Raw genomic sequence first — 21,887 nt, 5'->3', positions numbered from 1 at the left:
ATCTCGTCGGAGCCGTGGTGGAGCTGCTGGAAGGCGGGCATGAGATCGGCCTGGACGGCCGCGGCGGCTGCGGCCGCGCCAAAGGCTGGGTCGGCGGCGCCGGCAAGACCGGCCATGCCGTCCGTGGACAGCTGGCTGTCGAACACCATGACGTCTGAAATCGTGCCCTCGAAGGTGTTCCTGGCGTTTTGGCCGTCCTCGGAGCGGTGGGAGCCGGAGGCGCCGACGACGAAGGCGCGGTCGTTGAGCTCAAGGCCCTGCTTGAACTCGGGTTCAGCCGCCACGAGCTGGCCGTTGAGGTAGACCTGCAGGCCGTCCTGCCCGAAGGAGACGGCCAGGTGATAGGTGGTGCCGGCCTTCAGGTCGATGTCCTTGACCTTGAGATGCTCGCTTTTGTCGTCCGACTGCTGGCGGATGAGCAGCTCGCCATTCTTGATCCAGGCGGTCAGGTGCCCGCCCTCGTCATAACCGCGTCCGTCCTTTGAAAACAGCCCCTGGCGGCCCTCCACGGTGTCGGCGGTGAAGGTCAGGGCAATCGTGCCCGCAGCCAAAGCGAGAGCCGCGCTGTGCTCCGTTTGAATGTAATCGCCTTTCTCTCCTGAAAGGCCGTGATCGCCCGCGAGTGTATAAACCGGTGCTAATCCTGAAATTGTTTGCACTGCCCATTCCTCCAGTCAGCAACAAAGCGCACATGTGTGCAATCAATCCCCCGCGAGGTGCCCGCCGACGCGATAGTGTTTGTTTTCTTGTTGCTTGGAGATGAATGAAATTACGAAATAATGTCGAAAAAAAAGGGAGAATTAGACCAAAACAAAGCGAAAATTTAAATATATCTTGGTGCACTCCAGAAGCTCGATATTTATTAAAAATCTCAATTATTCTCGTCTTGTGACCTTTTGTATTAATTGGATTATTTGATGTCGCGGCAAAATACACCGCATTCCTGTCATGCGGGCAAGGTCCGCGCAAGGATGATTACAGGCTAGGGTTGTGGGCCGGAAAACCTCGGTCATGAAAATTTCACAATAACAACCGCGCCCTTGTCTTGGGCTCAGCGTTTTTAATGCGAGAACGCCGTCTATGCGTCCGCAGCCTTCCAACCGGAAGGCGTGTGCTCAGCGGCGCTTGCCGAAACCGCGTTGGCGCGCATGACGTACCGGAGAAATGCTGGCCGGAATGGCGCGGTTCTCACCGGCCGTGGAGGTTTTCGCTGCCAGATCGTCGACATCCGCCGCGACCGCGCGTGTTGGCAGGGCCTGCTCGGATGTCTGCAGCACTTGCTTGCGTTCCGTTGCAATATGGCGCTTTTCGGACACGAACTGCACGCCGCAGACCAGGCCGTCTTCCCAGCGCCGCTCGCACGTTACCTCAAAGCCCTCAAGCTCAATGCGAAGCTCGAATTGCGTTGGGATCAGATAGGGTTGCTCGAAATGAATCTGCGCTCCACCTTCCGAGATGTTGCGTACAACACACGGCACGCTCCGTAACCCGTCCTTGAAGAGAACCTTTGCCTTCTTCAGCACACGCGCACGGTGTTGCCGCGGAAGCTGTGTATCAGCTTCTTCGTCTGTGTGAAGCGGGTTTTGAGCGTCTGCATCCTGCATTGGATATCCCCCTAGCGCTGGATCAGCCTGACTACACTATACCATAGCTATTGACAGTCTCTGAATGGGCAAGGCCCGGTATATCCGTGTTTTTTACAAGGAAGGAGGTAAAAACTGGAAAAATAATTGGGCGTGTCCCGCCCCTGCAGGTCCCGATTGCAAAAAAAAAGCCAGGGCCGGTGGCTGGCCCTGGCTCTCTTAAGGATAAAGCCGGAGTTTGGGGCTGCTTTATCCTGTCTCTTTCACCGGCCGCCCGGGCTCTCCAGCAGGAGATTGCGGGTTGGCCAGGCGGCCTTCGCCGGCCTTGTAGAAAAACTCACTTGCGACCAGCCATCCTTTCAGCGGGCGGAGCGGGGGAATGCAGGTCAGCAACAAGAAGGGCAGGCTGGTGAACAAGTGCACCCAATACGGTGCGGTGTAGGCAATTTCGATCCAGATCGCGAGGGCAACGCTGGGCACGCAGCCAAAGCAGATCACAAAGAAGGCCGGGCCATCGGCAGGATCTGCGAAAGAGTAGTCCAGATCGCAGACGTCGCATTTGTCCCGAATGGTCAGGAAACCCTTGAACATATGGCCTTGGCCGCACCGTGGGCACTTGCCAAACGGGCCGGTCTTATACGGCGGGATCTTCGGGTAACGGGTTTCGGTCATGCCATGCGCCTGCCAACTTTGGGGGCCTGATCCACCGTGCGGATGCAGTTCCCGTGCTGTGTTGAGGTGAGAATGCAGGTAATATTGAATGCAATCAATAAAAAATTGAATGTATGATTGCGTCATTCTGTCCCGGTGGCATGATTAAACAATCATGGCACCCATGGCAGGCGAGGCTGAAAGCAGGTCGCCAATGCGGGTCAGGCCGCGGGCCAGGTCATCTCTCGTGGCTGGTGTGCCAAGGCTGAGGCGCACGGTTTCCGGCGGCTGCGTCAGAGCAAAGGCATCGCTGGGAACCGGATGAATGCCGGTGCCATGCAGACGGGCGACGAATTCGCCGCGTGTCCAGCCTTGCGGCAAATGCAGATACGCATGAAACGCATCCGGCGTGCTTTGAAGCAGGGCCGGCTCAAGACAAGCACTTGCAATTTCGGCCCGGGCCCGGGTCTCATGCCTTATGCTCGCATTGATATCAGCGGCCAGACCGGTTGAAATCCAATGTGTTGCGAGGGCAGATGACAGTGGAGGCATCATGCCGCCGCCCGATCTAGCGGCGAAAACAAGCCGGTTCAATGCGCGGCGGTCCGGCGCGATGGCATAAGCAACACGCAGGGCCGGCGACACCCCCTTCGAGAGCCCCGACACATGATAGGTGATGTCCGGCGCAAGGGCGGCCAACGGCGGTAGGCCCTGGCCGCAGAGACAGCCATAGGCATCATCTTCCACAATCGGCACATCATACTTGCGGGCAATCTCGATCAGTGCCAGCCGGCGGCCGAGTGCCAGTGTGGCCGTTGTTGGGTTGTGGAGCGTCGGGTTCAGATAAAGGGCCGCCGGCTTTTGCTGAGTACAAATCCGTGCAAAAGCCTCCGGCAGAACGCCGTCACAGTCCATTTCAATTCCTGATATCTTGAAGCCGGTTTGCGCAGCAATCGCCTTGACACCTGGATAGCACAGTGCTTCCGCGGCAAGCGTTTGTCCTGCCGGGACAAGGGTTCCGATGATGGAGGACAGGGCGCTTTGCGTGCCGGGAAAAAGCATCAGCTTGTCAGTTTCGACGTCCGGCAGGCGTGCAGAGAGCCAGGCGGCACCTGCTTCGCGATCTTCGTCGGATCCGCCGGGTATTTGATAGCGCATCAGGTCCTCAAGATTTTGGCTCGACGCAACCATCTGGAAGGACTCGGCGATGCGTGTGCCGAGCTGCGGATCCGTCGGGACCGGAGGCTGGTTCATGCTCATGTCTCGCGGGGATGCAGTGCCGGCAGGCCTGTTTGCTCCTTTGACAAAAGTTCCTCTGCCGACGACCGCTTCTAGAAGCCCGCGTCGGCGGCCCTCGGCATAGGCGCGGCTGACTGTGGTAAAGTCCACGTCAAGAATGTCGGCCAGTTTGCGTTGCGGGGGGAGCTGCGCACCCGGCCGGAGGCGGCCAGATCCCAGGTCGCTCTCGATTGCCGAGACGATGGCCAGATAGATCGGTTTTTCCTTCGGGTCGAGAGCCGGTGTCCAGCTGTTCAATGTGTCGTCTCCGAGAAGTGGTGCAACAAACTGCAGTGCTGTTAAATTATATGGATAATTGCATGGATATACTGCGCCGCGCAAGTCTCCAGCGTTTGTCGGGCCGGAATGGCGTTTCGATCGGATTGGTTTGGCTGTGCCTGCGAAAAGATCCTGTGTTTTAACGAAGGCAATGTTCGTAGAATGCCATTCCTTGCAGGCGGCTATCCGATGAAACTATAGCGGTATGCAAGATTGATACATGCGAGAGCGAAAGGTAACTTCGATGACGGCAACAGTGCCGCCTCCTTCCTCAGAAACAAATCCGGCGGTTGCCGGGTTGGTCTCGCTTGCGCTTGACGCCTCGCGTGAGATCTTGTCGGTCTACTGCAAGGATTTCAGCGCTGCGGGCAAGGCCGACGGATCTCCGGTAACGGAAGCGGATGCGCGGGCGGAGCGTGTGATCCTTGCTGGCTTGAAGTCCCGGTTCCCCCACATTTCGGTGGTGGCTGAAGAGGCTTGCGAGGCAGGGGATCTTCCTGAATGCGGCCAGCGTTTTTTCCTCGTGGACCCGCTGGATGGCACAAAGGAATTCATCAGCCGGAACGGCGAATTCACGGTCAATATTGCGCTAATTGTCGAGGGCGTTCCGGTTTTCGGCGTTGTGGCGGCCCCCGCGCTCAATGCGGTCTATTGGGGAGGTGTGCTGCCCTCTGATCTCGGCGGATCTGGTGCGTCGGGTGCTTGGAAGGCGCTCATAACCGACGATTGCGCGAGCGACCCGCAGCCGATCTCTGTGCGCAAAGCACCGGCATCCGGGCTCACTGTTTTGGCAAGCCGCTCGCACTGTTCGGCGGAAACCGAAGCCTTGATCAATCAACTGGATGTGTTCGAGCGGGTGTCCGTCGGCTCGTCTTTGAAACTGTGCTGGCTGGCCGAGGGCAGAGCCGACTTCTACCCGCGCCTTGCACCGACCATGCAGTGGGACATTGCCGCAGGGGATGCTGTGTTGCGGGCAGCCGGAGGCGAAACGCTTCTGGCAAAGGACCTGACACCATTTGCCTATCATGTTCCGCAACATCCCGAGAAGGACGACCTGCGCAACGCCAACTTTCTGGCGCTTGGCGACCGCACTATGAAATCCCGGCTGACACCAGTTGACGGCGCTGCCGCCGAATAGGGCGTGAAGCGCTGAAATTTGCCCCTACTAGGGCCCTTAACCACTGACAAGAGGTTCCGATGACCCTTCCCGAAGAGCGGCTTTCAAATCTGAAGCGCCTCGAAGCGGAAAGCATTCACATCATCCGCGAAGTTGCGGCCGAATTCCGCAATCCGGTGATGCTGTATTCCATTGGCAAGGACAGCGGTGTCATGCTGCACTTGGCGATGAAGGCATTTTATCCGTCCAAACCGCCGTTTCCGCTGCTGCACGTGGACACGACCTGGAAGTTCCGGGAAATGATCACTTTCCGCGACAACATCGCGAAGCAATATGGCCTCGACCTGATCGTTCACACCAATCAGGAGGGCGTGGCGAAAGGGATCAATCCGATCGACCACGGCTCGTCTGTGCACACACACATCATGAAAACCGAGGCCCTGAAACAGGCGCTCGACAAATATGGGTTCGACGCGGCCTTCGGTGGCGCACGCCGGGACGAAGAAAAAAGCCGGGCCAAAGAGCGGGTGTTTTCGTTCCGCAATGCCTCCCATTCCTGGGACCCGAAAAACCAGCGGCCGGAATTGTGGAACCTTTATAATGCACGCGTGGCACAGGGCGAGAGCATTCGCGCGTTCCCGCTGTCAAACTGGACCGAGCTGGACATCTGGCAATACATTTTGACGGAAAAGATCCCGATGGTGCCGCTTTACCTGGCTGCAAAACGCCCGGTGGTGGAACGCGACGGCATGTTGATCATGCAGGATGATGACCGGTTGAAGCTGAAGCCGGGTGAAGTCGTCAAAGAAAAGATGATCCGCTTCCGGACCCTCGGCTGTTATCCGCTGACCGGAGCGATTGAGTCTGATGCCGACACTCTGCCGGGCATTGTCCGCGAGATGCTGATCGCCCGCACCTCGGAACGTCAGGGACGCTTGATCGACAAGGACGAAAGCGCCTCCATGGAAAAGAAGAAGCGTGAGGGATATTTTTAAGCCATGTCATATGCAGAACCCCTCCAGCCGGAAGACACGCCCCAGACCGAGGCCGAACAGGCTGTGACCGACTATGTGCTGGCGCAGGAAAGCAAGGATCAGCTGCGGTTTTTGACCTGCGGGTCCGTGGATGACGGCAAGTCGACACTCATCGGCCGCCTGCTGTTCGACACCAAGCTGATTTTTGAAGACCAGCTGGCGGCGCTGGAAAAGGACTCCCGTCGGCACGGCACGGTCGGCGAGGAGATTGATCTCGCGCTTCTTGTGGACGGGCTTGAGGCCGAACGCGAGCAAGGTATCACCATTGATGTTGCCTACCGCTTTTTTGCCACCGACAAACGCAAGTTCATTGTCGCTGACACGCCGGGGCACGAGCAATACACGCGCAACATGGCCACGGGGGCATCGACCGCGGATCTTGCCGTGTTGCTCGTTGATGCACGCCACGGTTTGATGGTGCAGACACGGCGGCACGCGTTCATCGCCTCGCTGCTTGGGATCCGCCATGTTGTGCTGGCCGTCAACAAGATCGACCTGGTCGACTACAGCGAAGAACGGTTTGAGCAGATCCGAAAGGACTTTGAGGTGTTTGCCAACGGGTTCGATTTCGAATCCCTTCAAGCGATCCCGATGTCTGCCCGCTTCGGCGATAATGTCACCGGCCGCAGCCCCAATATGCCCTGGTATGGCGGCTCGACCCTTTTGGAGCACCTGGAAACGGTCGAAATCGGTGAACACGAACTGGAGGCCCCGTTCCGCTTTCCGGTGCAGTGGGTCAACCGGCCAAATCTCGATTTCCGCGGCTATTCCGGCACAATCGCAGGGGGGCGTGTATCGGTCGGCGACGAGATCGTCGTGGCTGGTCCGGCCAAGACTTCCAAGGTCGCGAGGATCATCGCTCCGGAAGGTGACGTGAACGTGGCCCGGTCCGGCGAGGCGGTCACGCTGACGCTGGAAGACGAGATAGACATTTCCCGGGGGGATCTTCTCAGCGCGCCTGAGGGCCGGCCGGATGTGGCCGATCAGATGGCGGCGCATCTTATTTGGATGTCGGAAGATGCTCTGCTTCCCGGCCGGTCGTATCTGCTTAAGATCGGCCCCAAGACAGTTAATGCCACCGTCACCGAGATCAAGCACAAGATCAACGTCAACACGTTTGAGCACGTGGCCGGAAAGACGCTGGACCTTAATGAGATCGCATTCTGCAATCTGTCGCTCAGCGCACCGGTCGCCTTCGACCCTTATGAAGCCAACCGGCACACCGGCTCGTTCATTCTGATCGACCGGATGACCAACCAGACGGTGGGCGCGGGGCTTGTCTGGTTTGCACTGCGCCGGGCAACCAACATTCACTGGCAGGCGCTTGAGATCGACAAGGCGGCCCGCGGGCAGGCACTGGGGCAAAAACCGGCCGTTGTTTGGTTCACCGGTCTGTCGGGATCGGGTAAATCAACCATCGCTTCGCTGGTGGAGAAAAAACTCCATGCGGAAGGCCGGCACACCTATGTGCTCGACGGCGACAATGTCCGCCACGGTCTCAACCGGGACCTGGGCTTCACCGATGCCGACCGGGTGGAAAACATCCGGCGGGTCGGCGAGGTATCAAAACTGTTTGCCGATGCGGGGCTGATCACGCTGGTTTCGTTCATCTCGCCGTTCCGCTCCGAACGGCAGATGGCGCGGGATCTGATGGGTGCGAGCGAGTTCATCGAGATCTTCGTCGACACGCCGATCGAAGAGTGCAAGCAGCGCGACCCGAAGGGGCTCTATGCCAAGGCTGAGCGCGGCGAGATCAAGAACTTTACCGGCATCGACAGTCCCTATGAAGCACCCGAAAACCCCGAACTGCGCCTCAAAAACGTCGGCAGAAAACCCGAAGACGTCGCCGACGAGGTGGTCGAGTTCCTCCGGGCGCGTGGTTTTCTGAATGCCGCCAACTACGGTATGCACGGTGACGGCATTTAGGCGACTTCTGCCCTTTCTAGACAAAAAGGCCCCATGCGGGGCCTTTTTAGCGTTTCTAAGCGTTCTTCGTTCAAACAACTAAGTTGCTCATGTCGGGCCCTTTTGGCGAGACGTGTGATGGGGTAATCGACGAAAGCGATGATGTCCGTGCATGTGTAAAGACCATCTTGCGGAACGTCGTTGAAGAAACTTGTTTCTGGCCAGTCAACATACCGCATTAAGAGTGTACTTTGGACGCATGTCTCATTTTCCGGGAAGCTGCCAAGAGGCATATGGACCACTTCATGAAACAACAAGGGTTTTGTGCGACGATCACAAAGCTATAAAGACCATCTGGTGCGGCAGTGGGCGCTCTGACTATGACGAAAAAGGCACTGATAATCGGAGGCGCGGGTTTTATCGGCTCACACCTGCTGGAGAGGCTTGCGGCATCCGGTGAATATGACGCACTGGTGTGTGCCGACATACGCCCGCCGCGCTTTTCCGTCAAGGGTGTCGACTACAAAACCATGGACGCGACCAAGCCTTTGCACGACGACATGTGTCCGGGCGTTACTGAAATATACAATCTCGCAGCGGTTCACACGACGCCGGGTCATGACGATTGGGAGTACTACTGGACCAATGTTATGGCGGCGACCCATACGGTCGCGTTTGCAACGCGCATGGGATGCCAGACCATCGTGTTTGCGAGCTCGATTTCCATATACGGACCAACTGAGGCGCCGCTTGACGAGGCCAGCCCGCTGGCGCCTGACAGCGCCTATGGCAAATCGAAATACGCTGCGGAAGAAATCCACCGGGCTTGGGCTGCTGAACACCCCGAGACCCGGAAGCTGGTCATTGTCCGCCCGGCGGTGATTTACGGATATGAGGAACGGGGCAATTTCACCCGGCTCGCCGGTCTTTTGAAAAAAGGCAGGTTTGTCTACCCCGGACGCAAGGACACCATCAAGTCGTGCGGTTATGTGAAAGATCTGGTGCGCTCAATAGCCTTTGCACTCAACCGGCCCGAAAAACAGCTGACCTACAATTTTGCATATCCGGACCGCACGACGTCCGAGCAGATCTGTGCCGCCTTTGACAAGGTTGCCGGTTACGGTATGCCGAAAGCGGTTTTGCCGCTCTGGCCCATGCTGCTGGCGGCATTCGGATTTGAGGTAATGGCGAAGCTGGGCCTTAAAACCTCGATCAACCGCGCCCGGATTATGAAACTGAACCGGTCGACCAATGTTGTGCCGCAAACCCTCGTGGATTTGGGCTTTGACTATTCATACGACTTGGAAGCTTCGCTCACTGATTGGCTTCGTGAGAGCGAGACCCGCCGTCCGGACGCCGGCGGGTTTGTGTAGCAGCCTGTCTGCGGCGCAAATCACTGGTCTTCGTACCGGATGATGTCGTCGTCGGCGAGATAGGTTCCTGACTGCACCTCGATCATGCGCACCGGAATCCGCCCGGGGTTGTGAAGCGTGTGCCTGGCGCCAAGCGGCACATAGGCCGATTGGTTTTCCGTCAAAAGCCGGACCTCGTCATTGATGGTGATTTCCAAAGTGCCAGAGACCACGACCCAGTGTTCGGCCCGGTGAAGATGGCTTTGCAGGCTCAATTTCATCCCCGGCTTGATCATCATCGACTGGACGGCAAACCGGTCACCGGCATTGATCCGCTCGGTATACCCCCAGGGCTTGTAGGAGCGCGGATGGAACTGGGTTTCCGTCCGGCCTTCCTTGTTCAGCGCCTCGACGATCTTTTTCACATCCTGAGCGTGGTCCTTGTGAGCCACAAGCACGCTGTCGCGGGTTGAAATCACCAGGACGTCTGAAAGTCCGATCACAGACACCAGCCCATCGCCCGCGTAGGCAAGGCAGTTTTCACTGTTCAGAAAGCGGCTGTCGCCCAGTCCGGAATTGCCGCGCTCGTCTTTGTCCAGAACGGACCAGATCGCGGACCATGAGCCGAGATCATCCCATTGCGGGGCCATCGGCACGCATGCGATGTTCTCCGCTTTCTCCATGATTGCATAGTCGATAGAGACGTCTTCGACCTTTGCAAACATGTCCTCGTCGATCCGGGTGAAGTCGAGGTCCTGGCTGCGTGTTGCGAGCGCCGCGCGAAGCTGCGTCATCATTTGCGGCTGGTGCAGCTCGAAGGCGGCCAGCATTGCCTTAGCGGAATAAAGGAAGATGCCGGCATTCCAGACATAATTGCCTTCAGCGAGGAAGGTTTCGGCGGTTTCACGGTTTGGTTTCTCGACAAATGCCTCGACCGGCCGCACCTGTGTTTGCGAAGGGGCGAGCCGGATGTAGCCGTAACCCGTATTCGGTTCGCTCGGGTTGATGCCGAATGTGACGATCTGGCCTTCATTGGCGGCCGTTTCGGCTGCCCGGATCGCGTCCTGGAACACATCCACCTGTTTGATCATGTGATCTGAGGGAAGAAGAAGCACCAGGGCCTCCGGATCCCGTTCCTCTGCGATCATTGCGGCCATTGCAGCGGGTGCAGCAGTGTTGCGGCCGATCGGTTCGAGCAAAATTGTGTCCGCCTCGACACCCATTTCCTGTAGCTGCTCGCCGAGCAGAAAACGGTGGTTTTGATTGCCAATGACAATCGGCCGGGCAAATGCATCGCCCTGAACGCGGTCGACCGTCATCTGGAACAGGCTGCGGCCATTGAAGAGCGGCAGGAATTGTTTCGGGCGGTCCTGACGGGACAATGGCCACAAACGCGTGCCGACGCCGCCGGACAGGATGCATGGGAAGATCATGGTTCAATCTACTCTTTGGCTTTTTCGCAAAATCGGAAACACAGGGTCGCTTGTGCGGTGTGCCCGCAAATCCCGTGCCTAAATCCGGTTGCGGTGTTTCAGTTTCTGTTCCCAGGCAAGAGCATCGGACACGATCCGGCCAAGGTCTGCATATTGCGGTTTCCACGCAAGTGTTTGCAATATTGCCGAATTATCCGAAATGACATGCGCTGCATCTCCCTGTCTGCGCGGGCCGATCTCGACTGGAAAATCAACATTCGAGATCTGCTTGACGGTCTCGACGACTTCCAGAACTGAAAAGCCCCGGCCATATCCGCAATTCAAAATGCAACTTTCTCCACCGGCGCGCAGCCGGTCCAGTGCCAGCTTGTGAGCTGCGGCAAGATCTGACACATGGATATAATCGCGCACACCCGATCCGTCCGGTGTGTCATAGTCGGTGCCGAAAACGGTCATGGCGTTGCGTTTGCCCTGAGCGGTTTCGCATGCCACCTTGATGAGGTTGGTCGCCCCCAGTGTTGACTGGCCTGTCCGCCCCTTCGGATCGGCACCAGACACATTGAAGTACCGCAATGCGGTGTAAGCGAGCCCGTGGGCGGCTGATGTATCGGCCAGCATGCGTTCGGTCATCAGCTTCGACGTGCCGTAGGGTGTAAAAGGCCGAAGCGGCGCCTCTTCGGGAACAGGGTTTGTGTCCGGGATCCCGTAGACAGCTGCAGTTGAGGAGAACACAAAACGCCCCACGCCGTTTTCGACACAGGCTTCCAGAAGCGCCTGGGAGGCAACCGTGTTGTTGCGATAATACTTGAGCGGATTGGCCACCGATTCCGAGACGATGATCGATCCGGCAAAATGGATGACCGCGTCGATTTGGTGTTCGCGGATGATCTGCCCAACAAGGTCCTTGTCGCTGACCTCGCCCCGGTACAGCGGCACATCCTCAGGCAGGCTCCAATCAAACCCGGTCGTCAGGTTGTCTAGTACGACCGGTGTTTCGCCCGCATCCTGGAAAGTCCAGACCGTGTGGCTGCCTATATATCCGGCGCCGCCTGTTATTAGAACTTGCATGACATGAAACGCTGTTTGGCCGACCTGCCGGTTGCATTTTTGAGACTGCTTCGTCGCATGCCGGTCGGCTGAAGTCCAGTTTCATGAGTATTGAAAACCGGATAGCTCCAATTGTGCTTGGCGTTTCCGGCTCCGATGGGCTAGACACTCGCGTGTCCTTCGCATCACGGAACACGGACCACCCATGCAAACTGTGCTTGTTACCGGATCCGCCGGGTTTATCGGGTTTTACCTGTGCAGACGGCTGCTGGCGGATGGGTTCCGGGTGATCGGGCTTGATGCGCTGACGGACTACTACGACGTCGCGCTGAAACAGCGAAGGCAGCAAATGCTGTTGCAAAACCAGCACTTTCAGGCCGTCAATCTTCGATTGGAGGGGCCGGACGTGCTGCGCGGCCTGTTCGAGGAAGAAAGGCCAGACTTCGTCATCCATCTGGCGGCACAGGCCGGAGTGCGGTACTCGATCGAGTCGCCGCGGTCCTATCTGGAAAGCAATATCCAGGGCACGTTTGAACTTCTGGAGGCGGCGCGTGCATTCCCGCCAAAGCATATGCTCCTGGCGTCCACTTCCTCAGCCTATGGCGCAAACACCGAGATGCCATACTCGGAGACGGACAAGGCCGATCACCAGCTGTCATTCTATGCGGCGACCAAAAAGGCAACTGAATCAATGGCGCATTCCTATGCGCACTTGTTCGATCTGCCGATCACCATGTTCCGGTTTTTCACTGTCTACGGCCCATGGGGGCGCCCGGACATGGCCTTGTTCAAGTTCACCAAGGCCATTTTAAACGGCGATCCGATCGACGTTTACAACCATGGTCAGATGAAGCGGGACTTCACCTATATCGAGGATCTGGTTGAAGGTATCCGGTTGCTTATGGACGCTGTGCCCGTACGCCCGGAGGATGGCCAAGTGGAGGAGGGCGACAGCCTGTCTCCGGTTGCGCCATGGCGGATCGTCAATATCGGCAATTCCGACTCTGTCGAGCTGACCGATTTCATCTCCGCGGTGGAAGAGGCGACCGGCCGCACCGCCATCAAGAATCTCATGCCCATGCAGCAAGGTGATGTTCCCGCGACATGGGCGAATGCCGATCTCCTGGCAAAACTGACGGGGTACCGTCCAAAAACAAACGTCCAGGACGGGGTCAAAGCCTTTGTCGATTGGTACCGGAGCTACTACGGTGTCTAGTGCCTAGTCCTGGCAGACATCAACCCAGGTAGCTTGCGTGATTTCCGCCATGCGTCCCGGTGAAATGCGCACTGCTGCGTTGGTTGCGCCTGCTGCCGGAATGACTTCGTCGAAGTCTTTCAAAGAGACGTCGCAATAGACCTTAAGCGGCGTTGCCAATCCGAAAGGGCAGACGCCACCGACCGGGTGACCGGTCAGGTCCTCAACTTCATCGAGCCGAAGCATCTTCACCTTGCCGCCGAACTCGGCCTTAGCCTTCTTGTTGTCAAGGCGTGCATCGCCGCGGGTGACGATCAGAAACACATCGTCTTTCAACCGAAACGACAAGGTCTTTGCAATCTGCGCGGGCGCAACGCCATGCGCCTCAGCGGCAAGCTCTACGGTCGCGCTGCTATCCTCCGTCTCGATCACCGTCAGGTCTGGCGCGGCGTCCGCCAGATGGGCCTTTACGCTGGCGAGGCTCATGGTCGGTGTCCTGTGAAACTGACGCGGTTGGATCACTCCCTGGGTGCCACAGTTTCGGGCCGTACGCAACGGTACAGATTACCCACATTTTTTAGGAAATTTGTTAAGCCTTTGTTAGGAAGAGTTGTGACTTTATTAACACATTGAAACCGCGCGAAAACTCGGGAAAGCGTGATATGCTTGTGAAGGCGACTGGCGGAATGTCCAAGCCGGTAAACCATGGTAGCAAGGTTCCAGCCGTGCTGTTCGTGATCGTTAAAAACCTGCTTTTCTGGGGCGCGATTGCCGTATCACTCTATGTGCTGTTTTTAATGGTCACGTTTGCCGCCCATTCCGTGGGCCCGGTCTAGGAGAGGGGCCCTTTCATCGGCTCCAGACGCTCCCAGGCAGATCCGCTTTATTGGTCGAGCCAACCAGACAACATATTCATCTGATCTTGGTTGAAGTTCTCCTGTTGAAAGGTGTCAGCGCCGTTTGCCAAACTTGCGGCCCAGAAGTTCCAATGTCTGTTGAGTGACAAAGGGATGGCATTCGGGCCGGAGTACTGCTGATTTGTTGTGAAATTGTCTGGCGGGCGCACCGACCGGACAAACAGAACAATGGGCTGCCCTGTATTGTTGACGTATTTTGACCGGGCCAGTTTGGTATTGGTGTTATAGGTGAAGCCGTCAAACCCCATGTCGAGAAAGGCCTGGATCAGCAGCCGCTCCAGGTTCACAGGTGTTCCTCCAAGAGCTGCGCTGTAGTTGTTGCGTGCCAGCGTCACCGGCAGCGCGTTGCGTGAATCGTCGTCAGTGTTGAAGTTCCACGCCTGCACGTCTCCAAAGAATGTCTGGATCAATTGCATTTGGTCACTTCCCAGACCGAGGTGCACGGCCGATTCGTGACGTGTATCGAACCGATCGTTGAAATCCTGGGCGATGCCGACGTAAAAGTTCGAAGTGTTCGTGTTGTTGATCAGATAGATGCCCGAACCTGGCAGAATGTAGTTCTCGGCATCGGTCCAGTCATTATGCTGCAGGGGCCTGGAAACAAAGCCAGACAGATTTGACAGAACACTAAGATTGTAACCGATCATGTAGCTTGTAGGCATTTCGGCTGTCCTTCCTGAAATGATTGTGTGTGGCAGCAAACACGGCGCTGCCGGCCCTTGGGCTGCCTGCGGTGTTTGCAAGTTCGGGTGAGGGGCTATTTTCCGCCGCCGCTCAGCAGCACCAGGAGTTGGATCACGCGGCGCAGTTGACGCATGTCGATCGTTATTTGCTCTGGGAGATGCTCGCCCTGCGACGTGAAGCTGTCAGAACCAGCCTTATGGGGGGAACCACCTTGGGTGCCCGGTCGCGGCGCGAACGGCCCTTCTTTGCCGGAGCTTTCCGAAAACTCCGGCATCTTTCCGGTGAATACCTGCCGGTGCTGTTGTCCTGGCGCAGGCTGTGCTTTTTGTCCGCTGGGCAAACTTGCGGTTCCGGTGGTGGAGTGCCGCGCGGTTTTGAATTGAGGAAAACCTGTTGGCCGGTCGGGTTTGCCCTTGTGCTGAAAAGCGCCGTTTTTCAGGCTCCTCAAGGGGTCGCTTGAGGAGGCTGCGGTCCCTTCCGAAACAGACGCGATCTTGCCGGCGCCTTTCTGGGGTTTTGTCGCACTGCCGGCAGTCAGTTTTTTTTCAGTTGGCTCTGGTTCGGACATGTCCGCGCGTCCTGTTCAAAAGGGCAAGATCGCAGCCCGGCAGACAAGAGCCGGATGCATTCGCCTTTTGAGACGCGCCGGATGAATGGATGTGACGCCTTTACGCCAAATTTGTTTCGGGAAGCGCTGGCGGCACTGTCAGATCTTGTGAACTGAAGCGACAGCCGGCTGGTAGGTATCGTTCCTCAAGGCGTTGTCGCCGAAGTGGTGCTCGGGCCGGAACGTGTCCGGCAGCACCGCTTCCGTCGAGCGGGCGTAAATCTCGCCCAAGAGTGCATCGGCGACGGCATGAGCGACTCCGAACGAGATCTTGTATCCGCCGGTTGCCACATAAGTGCGGGCATAGCCTGGAAGTTTGCCGACCAGAGGATCACGCTTGTTGCAGCGCGGCCGGATGCCTGCCCATTCGCTTAAAATGGCGCGGCCATTGAGTTTGGGACAAAAGGCCGCCGCCCGGCGCACCAGTTCTTCCGTGCGTTCCGGCAGGGGTTCACTGTGCTCGAACACTTTGTCGGCCGTACTGCCGACGGCAACGGTGCCGTTTTCATGGGGCACAACGTAAAGACCGTCACAGTAAATCGCCGGCAAATGCTCCAGACCCTCGCCCTCCAGAAGCACAGCCTGGCCTTTTTCACCGCGGCCGACCGCTTCTCCGGTCAAGCTTTCGATGGCTCGAAACGAGGCGTGGCCGCTGGCATAGACCACATGAGCTGCATGAACGTCCGGGTGGCCGCCGGTCAGGAATACCCGGCCTGTGCTTTCTTCAAACCCGTGAACCGCTGCGCCTTCAACCAGAACGCCATGCTGCCGGATATAGGCGGCCAGCGTGGCGATGTAGGCGCGTGGTGAGACCCGGGCTGCCAGCGTTTCATAGACAAGTCCGAACGGGGCCGCATCCGGCGAGAGCCAATCACCGCGCTCACCCGGCTGCTCAACTTGATAGGAAAACCCGGTCCTATCGGTGTTCCAGCGGAGCTTGCTTTCCTCGGCCCGCTCCAGGTGGTGTTCCAGCTTGTCCTTTGTCGTCAGCGGAAGGATCCGACCGCATCGGCGGTAGCCGGTATGCATGCCGGTTTCCAGTTCGAGCGCGTGGGTGTGCTCCTCCAGGCTCTTCAGAGCCCGGAACTGAAACTCTTTCTTCGGGTTCCATCGGGCCGGCATATGCGGCATCAAGGCGCCCAAAAGACCGCCACTCGCTCCCGCGCCGACCTTGTCGGCCTCAAAAACCGCCACTTTCAATCCCAGTCTGATTGCGGCATATGCAATCGACAAACCGAATATGCCACCGCCCGCGATGGCGATGTCAAAACTCTGGCCGTTGGATGATAAGGGCAAGTGTGTCTCCCGAACGAAAAAGGTTGCAGAGTGACCTAGCAGCCGTGCCCCTTGCTGGAAAGCCCGGGATTTTGGGGATGCTTGCCAGTTGGCAAACGATTTTGGATCAAAATGAAATGAATCTGCCTGACCATCCCAAGTCTTTTTCAACACCTGATCTGGATTGGCTCGAAGATGGGGTGCCAAAAGCAAGCCGGTTTGATGATACGTATTTCTCACGAGCCGGGGGATTAAGCGAAACGCGCCATGTGTTCTTGGCCGGCAACGGATTGCCGGACCGGTGGTCCGATCGTGCCTGTTTCACAATCGGTGAACTGGGCTTCGGAACCGGGCTGAATTTTCTCGCTGTCCACAAGGAAAAGCAAAAATCTCATCCGGATCTCAAGCTGGTTTACGTCAGTTTCGAGCTTTATCCAATGTCGAAGGAACAGTTGGCAAAGGCCCTTGGCGCGTTTCCGGATCTCGAAGATGAGGCCGCGCAACTCTGCGCGCGCTGGGCGCCGGCCTTAGGCTGGCAGGTGCTTGAATTTGCAAACACCCGGCTCGTTCTCGGCATCGGTGACGCCCGTCAGCTGATCAACAACCTCAAGACTGCATCAGATGGCAGCGCGCAACTGGAACCCAATGTGATTCCGCACATCGACGCCTGGTTTCTCGACGGGTTCAGTCCGGCGAAGAACCCGGAATTGTGGGAGGAAGACCTGCTTCGAACTGCAGCCAGCCTGACAGCGCCGGATGGGACCTGCGCCAGTTATACGTCGGCTGGCTGGGTCCGCCGGAACCTTGCCGCAGCAGGGTTTGAGGTGGAAAAAACCAACGGTTTTGCAGGCAAGCGCGAAATGGTAACCGGCCGCCGCTCGGGCCGCGGAAGCTGAACGGTCTGCGTCGAACAAAGCGGTGCAAGCGAACGCGGCAGCTCCTCAAGCCCTTGTGTGCAATGGAAAACCTGTGCATCTTCCCGCTAAAATTGCCAAGCGGGAGTTACTGGGTATGGATGGAGTTGTCGACCAGGTGAGCGTTTACACGCCGCTTATCATAAACGCGGTCAAGGCGTTGATTGTCCTGATTGTCGGCTGGATCCTGGCAGGGTTCCTGTCCGGCCTCGTCAAGCGGCGCATTGTCAGCCACCCGAAGATCGACGATACGATCGGCAGCTTTGCGGCCTCTATTGTCAAATGGCTGGTCCTGCTCGTCACGTTCATCGCAGTCCTCAATCTGTTCGGCATTCAGGCAACCAGCCTTGTTGCCGTGCTCGGTGCTGGTACACTTGCCATCGGGCTCGCGCTTCAGGGGACACTGAGCGACATCGCCGCCGGCGTGATGCTGATCATCTTCAGACCCTACAAGGTCGGTCAGTTTGTTGATATTGGCGGCACCAGCGGAACGGTGCAGGACCTCAACATCTTCGTGACCGAACTCGTCACACCGGACAATGTTCAGATCATTATGCCCAATGGCAAAGCTTGGGGGGCTATCGTGACCAACTATTCGGCACACAGCACACGCAGGCTCGATCTGACCTTTAACATCGACTATGCCGACGATCCTGATACGGCGATCAATCTCATCTTGGATGTGGCGAAAGCTGACCAGCGCGTTCATCCCGATCCGGAACCGTGGGTCCGGCTGGTTAATCTAGGAGACAGTTCGGTCGATCTCGGGGTCCGTCTTTGGTGCAATGCTAGCGACTATTGGGAGCTGAAATGGCACATGCTCAAGGCGGTCAAGGAGAGCTTCGACAAGAACGGCGTTTCGATCCCGTATCCGCATTCGGTTGAGATCCAGAAGGCGGGCTGAACTGCCACAGGGTGGGGCCGGTTTAACCGCGGGCGATAAAGGGCATCTTTGTCGCCATCAGGGTCATGAACTGAACATTGGCCGACAGCGGCAGGCCGGCCATATTCACGACCGCATCGGCCACATGGACAACGTCCATCACGGGCTCCGGTGCGATCGTGCCATCGGCTTGCGGCAGGCCTTGTTCGAAATGGGCGGTCATCTCGGAGGCTGCGTTGCCGATATCGATCTGACCGCATGCGATGTCAAACGGCCGGCCATCCAGCGAAAGCGTTTTGGTCAATCCGGTGATTGCGTGCTTGGTTGTCGTGTAAGGGACCGAACCCGGGCGCGGAACATGGGCGGAGATCGACCCGTTGTTGATAATGCGGCCGCCTTGCGGCTGCTGTTTGCGCATCATCGCGAATGCGCCGCGCGCAATCAGAAACGCGCCGTGCAAATTGACGTTCAGCACTTTCAGCCAGTCTTCGACCGGGATTTCGTCAATCGGCGCGGCGGGAACATTGTTTCCGGCATTGTTGAACACAACATCGAGACGCCCGAAGCGTTGCTCAATAACGCTGAAAAGACCATCGACCTCATCGGCATTAGAGACGTCGCAGGCATGGCACAGCGCGTTTTTAGTCCCGGTTGCGGCTGCCGTCTGTTCAAGCAGGGACAGCCGCCGCGCGGTCATGACCACGTGCGCCCCGGCGCCCAAAAATGCTTGCGCGGTCGCCTTGCCGATCCCGGAGCTGGCGCCCGTTACCAAAACCACTTTGCCGCTGACACTCATTGGGCTGGCTCCACCTGCCTGATGGTCTGTTTGTCTTTTTGCGTGTCGGCCGCTGGTTCCGTCTGATCCGAAGCAGCATGGTCCGGCATAGGCAATTCGGCTTCACGGAGCGCAGTATCATCCGCAATGGAGGTCTCCGGCGCTCTCTTTGGGGGGGCGCCGGTTTCGCCGGTGTCAGCTGGAGGTGCTTCAGCGGTCTCTTGCTGCACCGGATCCGCCAAAGCTTCGAGCTTGGCGTCTTGCGGTGTTTCGGTGGGGGGCGTTGATTTGGCTTCATCCGCACCTTCTACCGGCGGAAGGTCTGCGGCAGGTTTGGTTGCCGCCGCCTCCGGTTCGCGATGGGAATCAACCACATCGGCAATATTGTCGGTGACGGCCTGACGCATTTTGGAGACTTCCTTCACGCGCTGCTTGATGTCGGGCGCCTTTTTCATCAGCTCGCGGAAGTCATTGGCTTTGAGACGAAGGAGTTGGCAATAGCCGAGCGCAATCACGTCCGCGGTCCGGCGTGCGCCGGTCAACAGGGCGATCTCTCCAAAGATATCGCCGCGGCCAAGCCGGATGGTCTGGTTCGGCAGTCGCACCTCAACCGCTCCAGACGCTATGAAGTAGGCAGCATCGCCGCGGTCCCCGCGATTGATCAGCTTTTCCCCCGGCGTCGCAAAATATGGCCTGATCTTTTTCATGATCATTTTTTTGCGTTTGGCCGAAAGCCCCTCGAACAAGGGGTGGCTGGCGACGAGATCCCGTGTCTTCAGACCCAGGTCCAGATTAGGCCTGCGATAGGTTTGCGCCCTGACCCGGTCGATATCCCGGGAGAGATCGTTGTGCAGCTCGGCACCGATCAGGGTTTGTTCGCGGGCTTCAGCATAGGCTGTTTCTTCCAGCCGAAGGCCAGTCTTGCGCAGGAAAAGGGTTTCAAGCGCATCGGCATAATCCGGATATTGGAGGCGCAACGCTTCGATCGCCTTGTGAATGTCGTCCCGTCGGGCGCATAGCGTGTCATGAAGAATGTCGCCCACCCGTTCGCCGACGAGCGGGCGGATACGGGTCCGGTTGAATTCGATCAGCTCGCCGGCCATGATCCGGCAGACGAGCAAAAACTCGAAACGGTCGGCAAGCAGCGTCGCCAGCGGGCGCTTGATCTTTAACCGGCGCTGAAGCCACTGAGCCAAACGGAAGCCGCGTGAAAATTTCAACGGCATGCGGCTGGCGCGGTTGTAGCCGACGCGGCCTTCACTGCGTGTCAGATCGCTGATCCGCCCGGTGACGGTGAGGTGCAACGAGACCGCGCGGCTGGCTATGGTTTTTTCGTGGAAGTGGTCAAGCACGAGTTGCCGTTCACGGTCGGCCAGCGCGATGAGGCCGAGAGTTACCCGGTCCTTGTCCTTCAGTTCCTCCAGAGCTGCCGTTTCTTCGAGGGCCGAGGCCGCCCGCGTGTCGTAATCCCGGGTCACGCGTTCTGTAATGCGCGGTTCGATGTGGTAGGCCTCGGCCGCATTTTCCACACCCTGTTTGACGTCGGACAGCGCCAAGGCAAGAAACTGGCTGCGAATGGCCTGGTCGCGCGGGCTGAGCTGGTCGAGACCGAGCAATTTGATAAGCGGCTTCAGACTGATCCCGTAGACCAGCAAGGTGAATAGAACGAAGGCAGTTGACAGCTTTGCCACATATTCGGACACATCCTGCGCGAGTGACGGATGCTCTGATACGGAAAGAGCGAGGGTCAGCGTCACGGCTCCGCGCATGCCACCCCATAACATGACCGTCTTGTATTTGTGGCTGACGGACTGACCGGCCTTGATCAGCGACAGGACCGGAAGAAGGCCGAAGATCACCACTGCACGGGCTGCAAAGGCCGCGGCTACAAGCACCGCAAGCAGCAGAATGTCGATTGGGGTGAAGCCATTGACCAGTTTGGGAATCAGCACGGCTGCAAGGATAAAGATCAGCGACGACGCCCAAAACGCGATCTGTTCCCAAACATCATGCAGAAACTCCCAGCTTTCCGGGGCGATGCGGGCCGGGCCGTACAAGTTGAACAGGATCCCGGCGCTGACCACGGCGACCACTGCCGATACATCGGCGAACTGATCGCTGAAAACATATATTCCGTAGGGAAGGGCGAGACTGAGTGTCACCTGTGCGAGCGGCAGATCGCGCATGATCGGCAACATCATGACGCCAATTCTCGCGCAAATGGCGCCGACGATGACTCCGCCCAAAAACGAGCGGAAAAACGCCATTGTCGCCTGCGCCGCATCCGGCTCTTGCTGTCCAGTCAAAATGCCGAGCAGAATCACGAACAATACGATAGCAGCCGCATCGTTCAGGAGACTTTCGCCTTCCACAATCCGCCCAAGGCGCGCCGGCGCACCGATGTCCCGGAATATGGCAACAACAGCGACCGGGTCGGTGGTGGCGACGATCGCACCGAGCAGCAGACAAGCGACCAGTGGAACACTCGACAGCGGATAAAGCGCAAAGCCTATAAACGCAGTCGCGACGAGAACCGCAACCACTGCCATGAGCAGGATGGGGGCGATGTCCTCAAAGATCCGCCGCACATCCAGGGTCAAAGTCGTCTGAAACAAAAGGATCGGCAGAAAAATATACAGAATCATCTCCGCGTCGAGCGGAGGGTCCACAAAAACAAGCGCAACAGCGTTAAACGCATTGGTGTCCGGGGTGTAGAGTAAATATGTCGAAACAACGCCGATCAGGGTGCCGACCATTGCCAGCAAGACGCTCGGCGCAACGCCAAAGCGCCGTGCCAGCGGTTGCAGCAGCGAGATGATAATAAGCAGGCCGGCAAAAGAGCCTATGACGATCGGTGTTTCCATGCCGCCAATGTGCGCTCGAAGAACGTCAATTCCAAGCGCACATCGCGGTCTTTTTTCGACAGGACATTGAAAACACACAGATCCGCCGGTTTGA

The 21,887-nt window shown here is 57.8% G+C and carries 20 protein-coding genes; 8 read left to right on the top strand and 12 right to left on the bottom strand.

Translation table 11 applies throughout. The annotated features are described in order from the left end of the window. The 4 genes from JM93_RS04845 to JM93_RS04830 all read right to left on the bottom strand — a co-directional run. The coding region (locus JM93_RS04845; RefSeq protein WP_145340927.1) for a LamG domain-containing protein at positions 1-659 on the bottom strand (659 nt) is incomplete at its 3' end. Positions 660-1,115: 456 nt separating this feature from the next. Next, positions 1,116-1,604 (bottom strand): PilZ domain-containing protein, encoded by a 489-nt coding sequence (locus tag JM93_RS04840; protein WP_145340925.1) that lies wholly within the window; start codon positions 1,602-1,604, stop codon positions 1,116-1,118. A gap of 228 nt (positions 1,605-1,832) precedes the next feature. Next, positions 1,833-2,255, bottom strand: a complete 423-nt coding sequence (locus JM93_RS04835; RefSeq protein ID WP_145340923.1) for a DUF983 domain-containing protein — start codon at positions 2,253-2,255, stop codon at positions 1,833-1,835. A gap of 144 nt (positions 2,256-2,399) precedes the next feature. Further along, positions 2,400-3,770 carry an aminotransferase-like domain-containing protein gene (locus JM93_RS04830; RefSeq protein ID WP_208994929.1) on the bottom strand — a complete coding sequence of 457 codons (1,371 nt, stop codon included), beginning with the start codon at positions 3,768-3,770 and terminating at the stop codon, positions 2,400-2,402. Positions 3,771-4,035: 265 nt separating this feature from the next. Here JM93_RS04830 and cysQ point away from each other — a divergent pair, with 265 nt between their 5' ends. The 4 genes from cysQ (at position 4,036) to JM93_RS04810 (ending at position 9,220) form a co-directional block, all read left to right on the top strand. Continuing rightward, the gene (gene cysQ / locus JM93_RS04825) at positions 4,036-4,929 is read left to right on the top strand and encodes a 3'(2'),5'-bisphosphate nucleotidase CysQ (protein ID WP_145340921.1); all 894 of its coding nucleotides are present in this window, start codon (positions 4,036-4,038) and stop codon (positions 4,927-4,929) included. A gap of 59 nt (positions 4,930-4,988) precedes the next feature. Continuing rightward, entirely contained in the window at positions 4,989-5,903 is a 915-nt protein-coding gene (cysD, locus tag JM93_RS04820; protein ID WP_145340919.1) for a sulfate adenylyltransferase subunit CysD, read from the top strand. A gap of 3 nt (positions 5,904-5,906) precedes the next feature. Continuing rightward, the gene (gene cysN, locus JM93_RS04815) at positions 5,907-7,868 is read left to right on the top strand and encodes a sulfate adenylyltransferase subunit CysN (protein WP_145340918.1); all 1,962 of its coding nucleotides are present in this window, start codon (positions 5,907-5,909) and stop codon (positions 7,866-7,868) included. 359 nt (positions 7,869-8,227) lie between these two features. After that, complete coding sequence (locus JM93_RS04810; RefSeq protein ID WP_145340916.1) at positions 8,228-9,220, top strand: NAD-dependent epimerase/dehydratase family protein; 993 nt, start codon at positions 8,228-8,230, stop codon at positions 9,218-9,220. Positions 9,221-9,240: 20 nt separating this feature from the next. On the opposite strand, the gene JM93_RS04805 is transcribed toward JM93_RS04810, so the two are convergent. Both JM93_RS04805 and galE read right to left on the bottom strand, forming a co-directional pair. Beyond that, complete coding sequence (locus JM93_RS04805; protein ID WP_145340914.1) at positions 9,241-10,632, bottom strand: mannose-1-phosphate guanylyltransferase/mannose-6-phosphate isomerase; 1,392 nt, start codon at positions 10,630-10,632, stop codon at positions 9,241-9,243. A 78-nt stretch (positions 10,633-10,710) separates the two neighbouring features. Continuing rightward, positions 10,711-11,700: a UDP-glucose 4-epimerase GalE gene (gene galE / locus JM93_RS04800; RefSeq protein WP_145340912.1), complete on the bottom strand. Its 990-nt coding sequence runs from the start codon at positions 11,698-11,700 to the stop codon at positions 10,711-10,713. A 184-nt stretch (positions 11,701-11,884) separates the two neighbouring features. On the opposite strand from galE, the gene JM93_RS04795 reads away from it, so the two are divergent. Further along, positions 11,885-12,895: an NAD-dependent epimerase/dehydratase family protein gene (locus JM93_RS04795; RefSeq protein WP_145340910.1), complete on the top strand. Its 1,011-nt coding sequence runs from the start codon at positions 11,885-11,887 to the stop codon at positions 12,893-12,895. Between the two features lie 3 nt (positions 12,896-12,898). On the opposite strand, the gene JM93_RS04790 is transcribed toward JM93_RS04795, so the two are convergent. Next, entirely contained in the window at positions 12,899-13,360 is a 462-nt protein-coding gene (locus tag JM93_RS04790) for a YbaK/EbsC family protein (RefSeq protein WP_145340908.1), read from the bottom strand. A gap of 176 nt (positions 13,361-13,536) precedes the next feature. Between JM93_RS04790 and JM93_RS21675 the strand changes: the two genes are divergently transcribed. Further along, a complete protein-coding gene (locus JM93_RS21675; RefSeq protein ID WP_155197470.1) occupies positions 13,537-13,710 on the top strand; it encodes a hypothetical protein in 174 nt (57 codons plus the stop codon). Between the two features lie 47 nt (positions 13,711-13,757). Here the strand turns inward: JM93_RS21675 and JM93_RS04785 are convergent, their stop codons facing one another. The 3 genes from JM93_RS04785 to JM93_RS04775 form a co-directional block, all read right to left on the bottom strand. Further along, the gene (locus JM93_RS04785; RefSeq protein ID WP_145340907.1) at positions 13,758-14,453 is read right to left on the bottom strand and encodes a hypothetical protein; all 696 of its coding nucleotides are present in this window, start codon (positions 14,451-14,453) and stop codon (positions 13,758-13,760) included. A 95-nt stretch (positions 14,454-14,548) separates the two neighbouring features. Then, complete coding sequence (locus JM93_RS04780; RefSeq protein WP_145340905.1) at positions 14,549-15,043, bottom strand: hypothetical protein; 495 nt, start codon at positions 15,041-15,043, stop codon at positions 14,549-14,551. 138 nt (positions 15,044-15,181) lie between these two features. Then, complete coding sequence (locus JM93_RS04775; protein WP_145340903.1) at positions 15,182-16,378, bottom strand: NAD(P)/FAD-dependent oxidoreductase; 1,197 nt, start codon at positions 16,376-16,378, stop codon at positions 15,182-15,184. Between the two features lie 116 nt (positions 16,379-16,494). On the opposite strand from JM93_RS04775, the gene mnmC2 reads away from it, so the two are divergent. Together mnmC2 and JM93_RS04765 are read left to right on the top strand one after the other, a co-directional pair. Beyond that, positions 16,495-17,253, top strand: coding sequence for a tRNA (5-methylaminomethyl-2-thiouridine)(34)-methyltransferase MnmC2 (gene mnmC2, locus JM93_RS04770; protein ID WP_145340901.1), 759 nt, complete (start codon positions 16,495-16,497; stop codon positions 17,251-17,253). A 115-nt stretch (positions 17,254-17,368) separates the two neighbouring features. Further along, positions 17,369-18,175 carry a mechanosensitive ion channel family protein gene (locus JM93_RS04765; RefSeq protein WP_145340899.1) on the top strand — a complete coding sequence of 269 codons (807 nt, stop codon included), beginning with the start codon at positions 17,369-17,371 and terminating at the stop codon, positions 18,173-18,175. Between the two features lie 22 nt (positions 18,176-18,197). On the opposite strand, the gene JM93_RS04760 is transcribed toward JM93_RS04765, so the two are convergent. Next, positions 18,198-18,950 carry an SDR family oxidoreductase gene (locus JM93_RS04760; protein ID WP_145340897.1) on the bottom strand — a complete coding sequence of 251 codons (753 nt, stop codon included), beginning with the start codon at positions 18,948-18,950 and terminating at the stop codon, positions 18,198-18,200. Further along, on the bottom strand, positions 18,947-21,793 hold the full coding sequence (locus JM93_RS04755) for a cation:proton antiporter (protein ID WP_145340896.1): 2,847 nt from the start codon (positions 21,791-21,793) through the stop codon (positions 18,947-18,949). The genes JM93_RS04760 and JM93_RS04755 overlap by 4 nt, the downstream gene beginning before the upstream one ends. Positions 21,794-21,887: the final 94 nt, after the last annotated feature.

The organism is Roseibium hamelinense, assembly GCF_007830545.1.
GTDB lineage: Bacteria > Pseudomonadota > Alphaproteobacteria > Rhizobiales > Stappiaceae > Roseibium > Roseibium hamelinense.
Note: the sequence above shows the minus strand (reverse complement) of the source record. Positions and strands in the feature narration are given on the sequence as shown.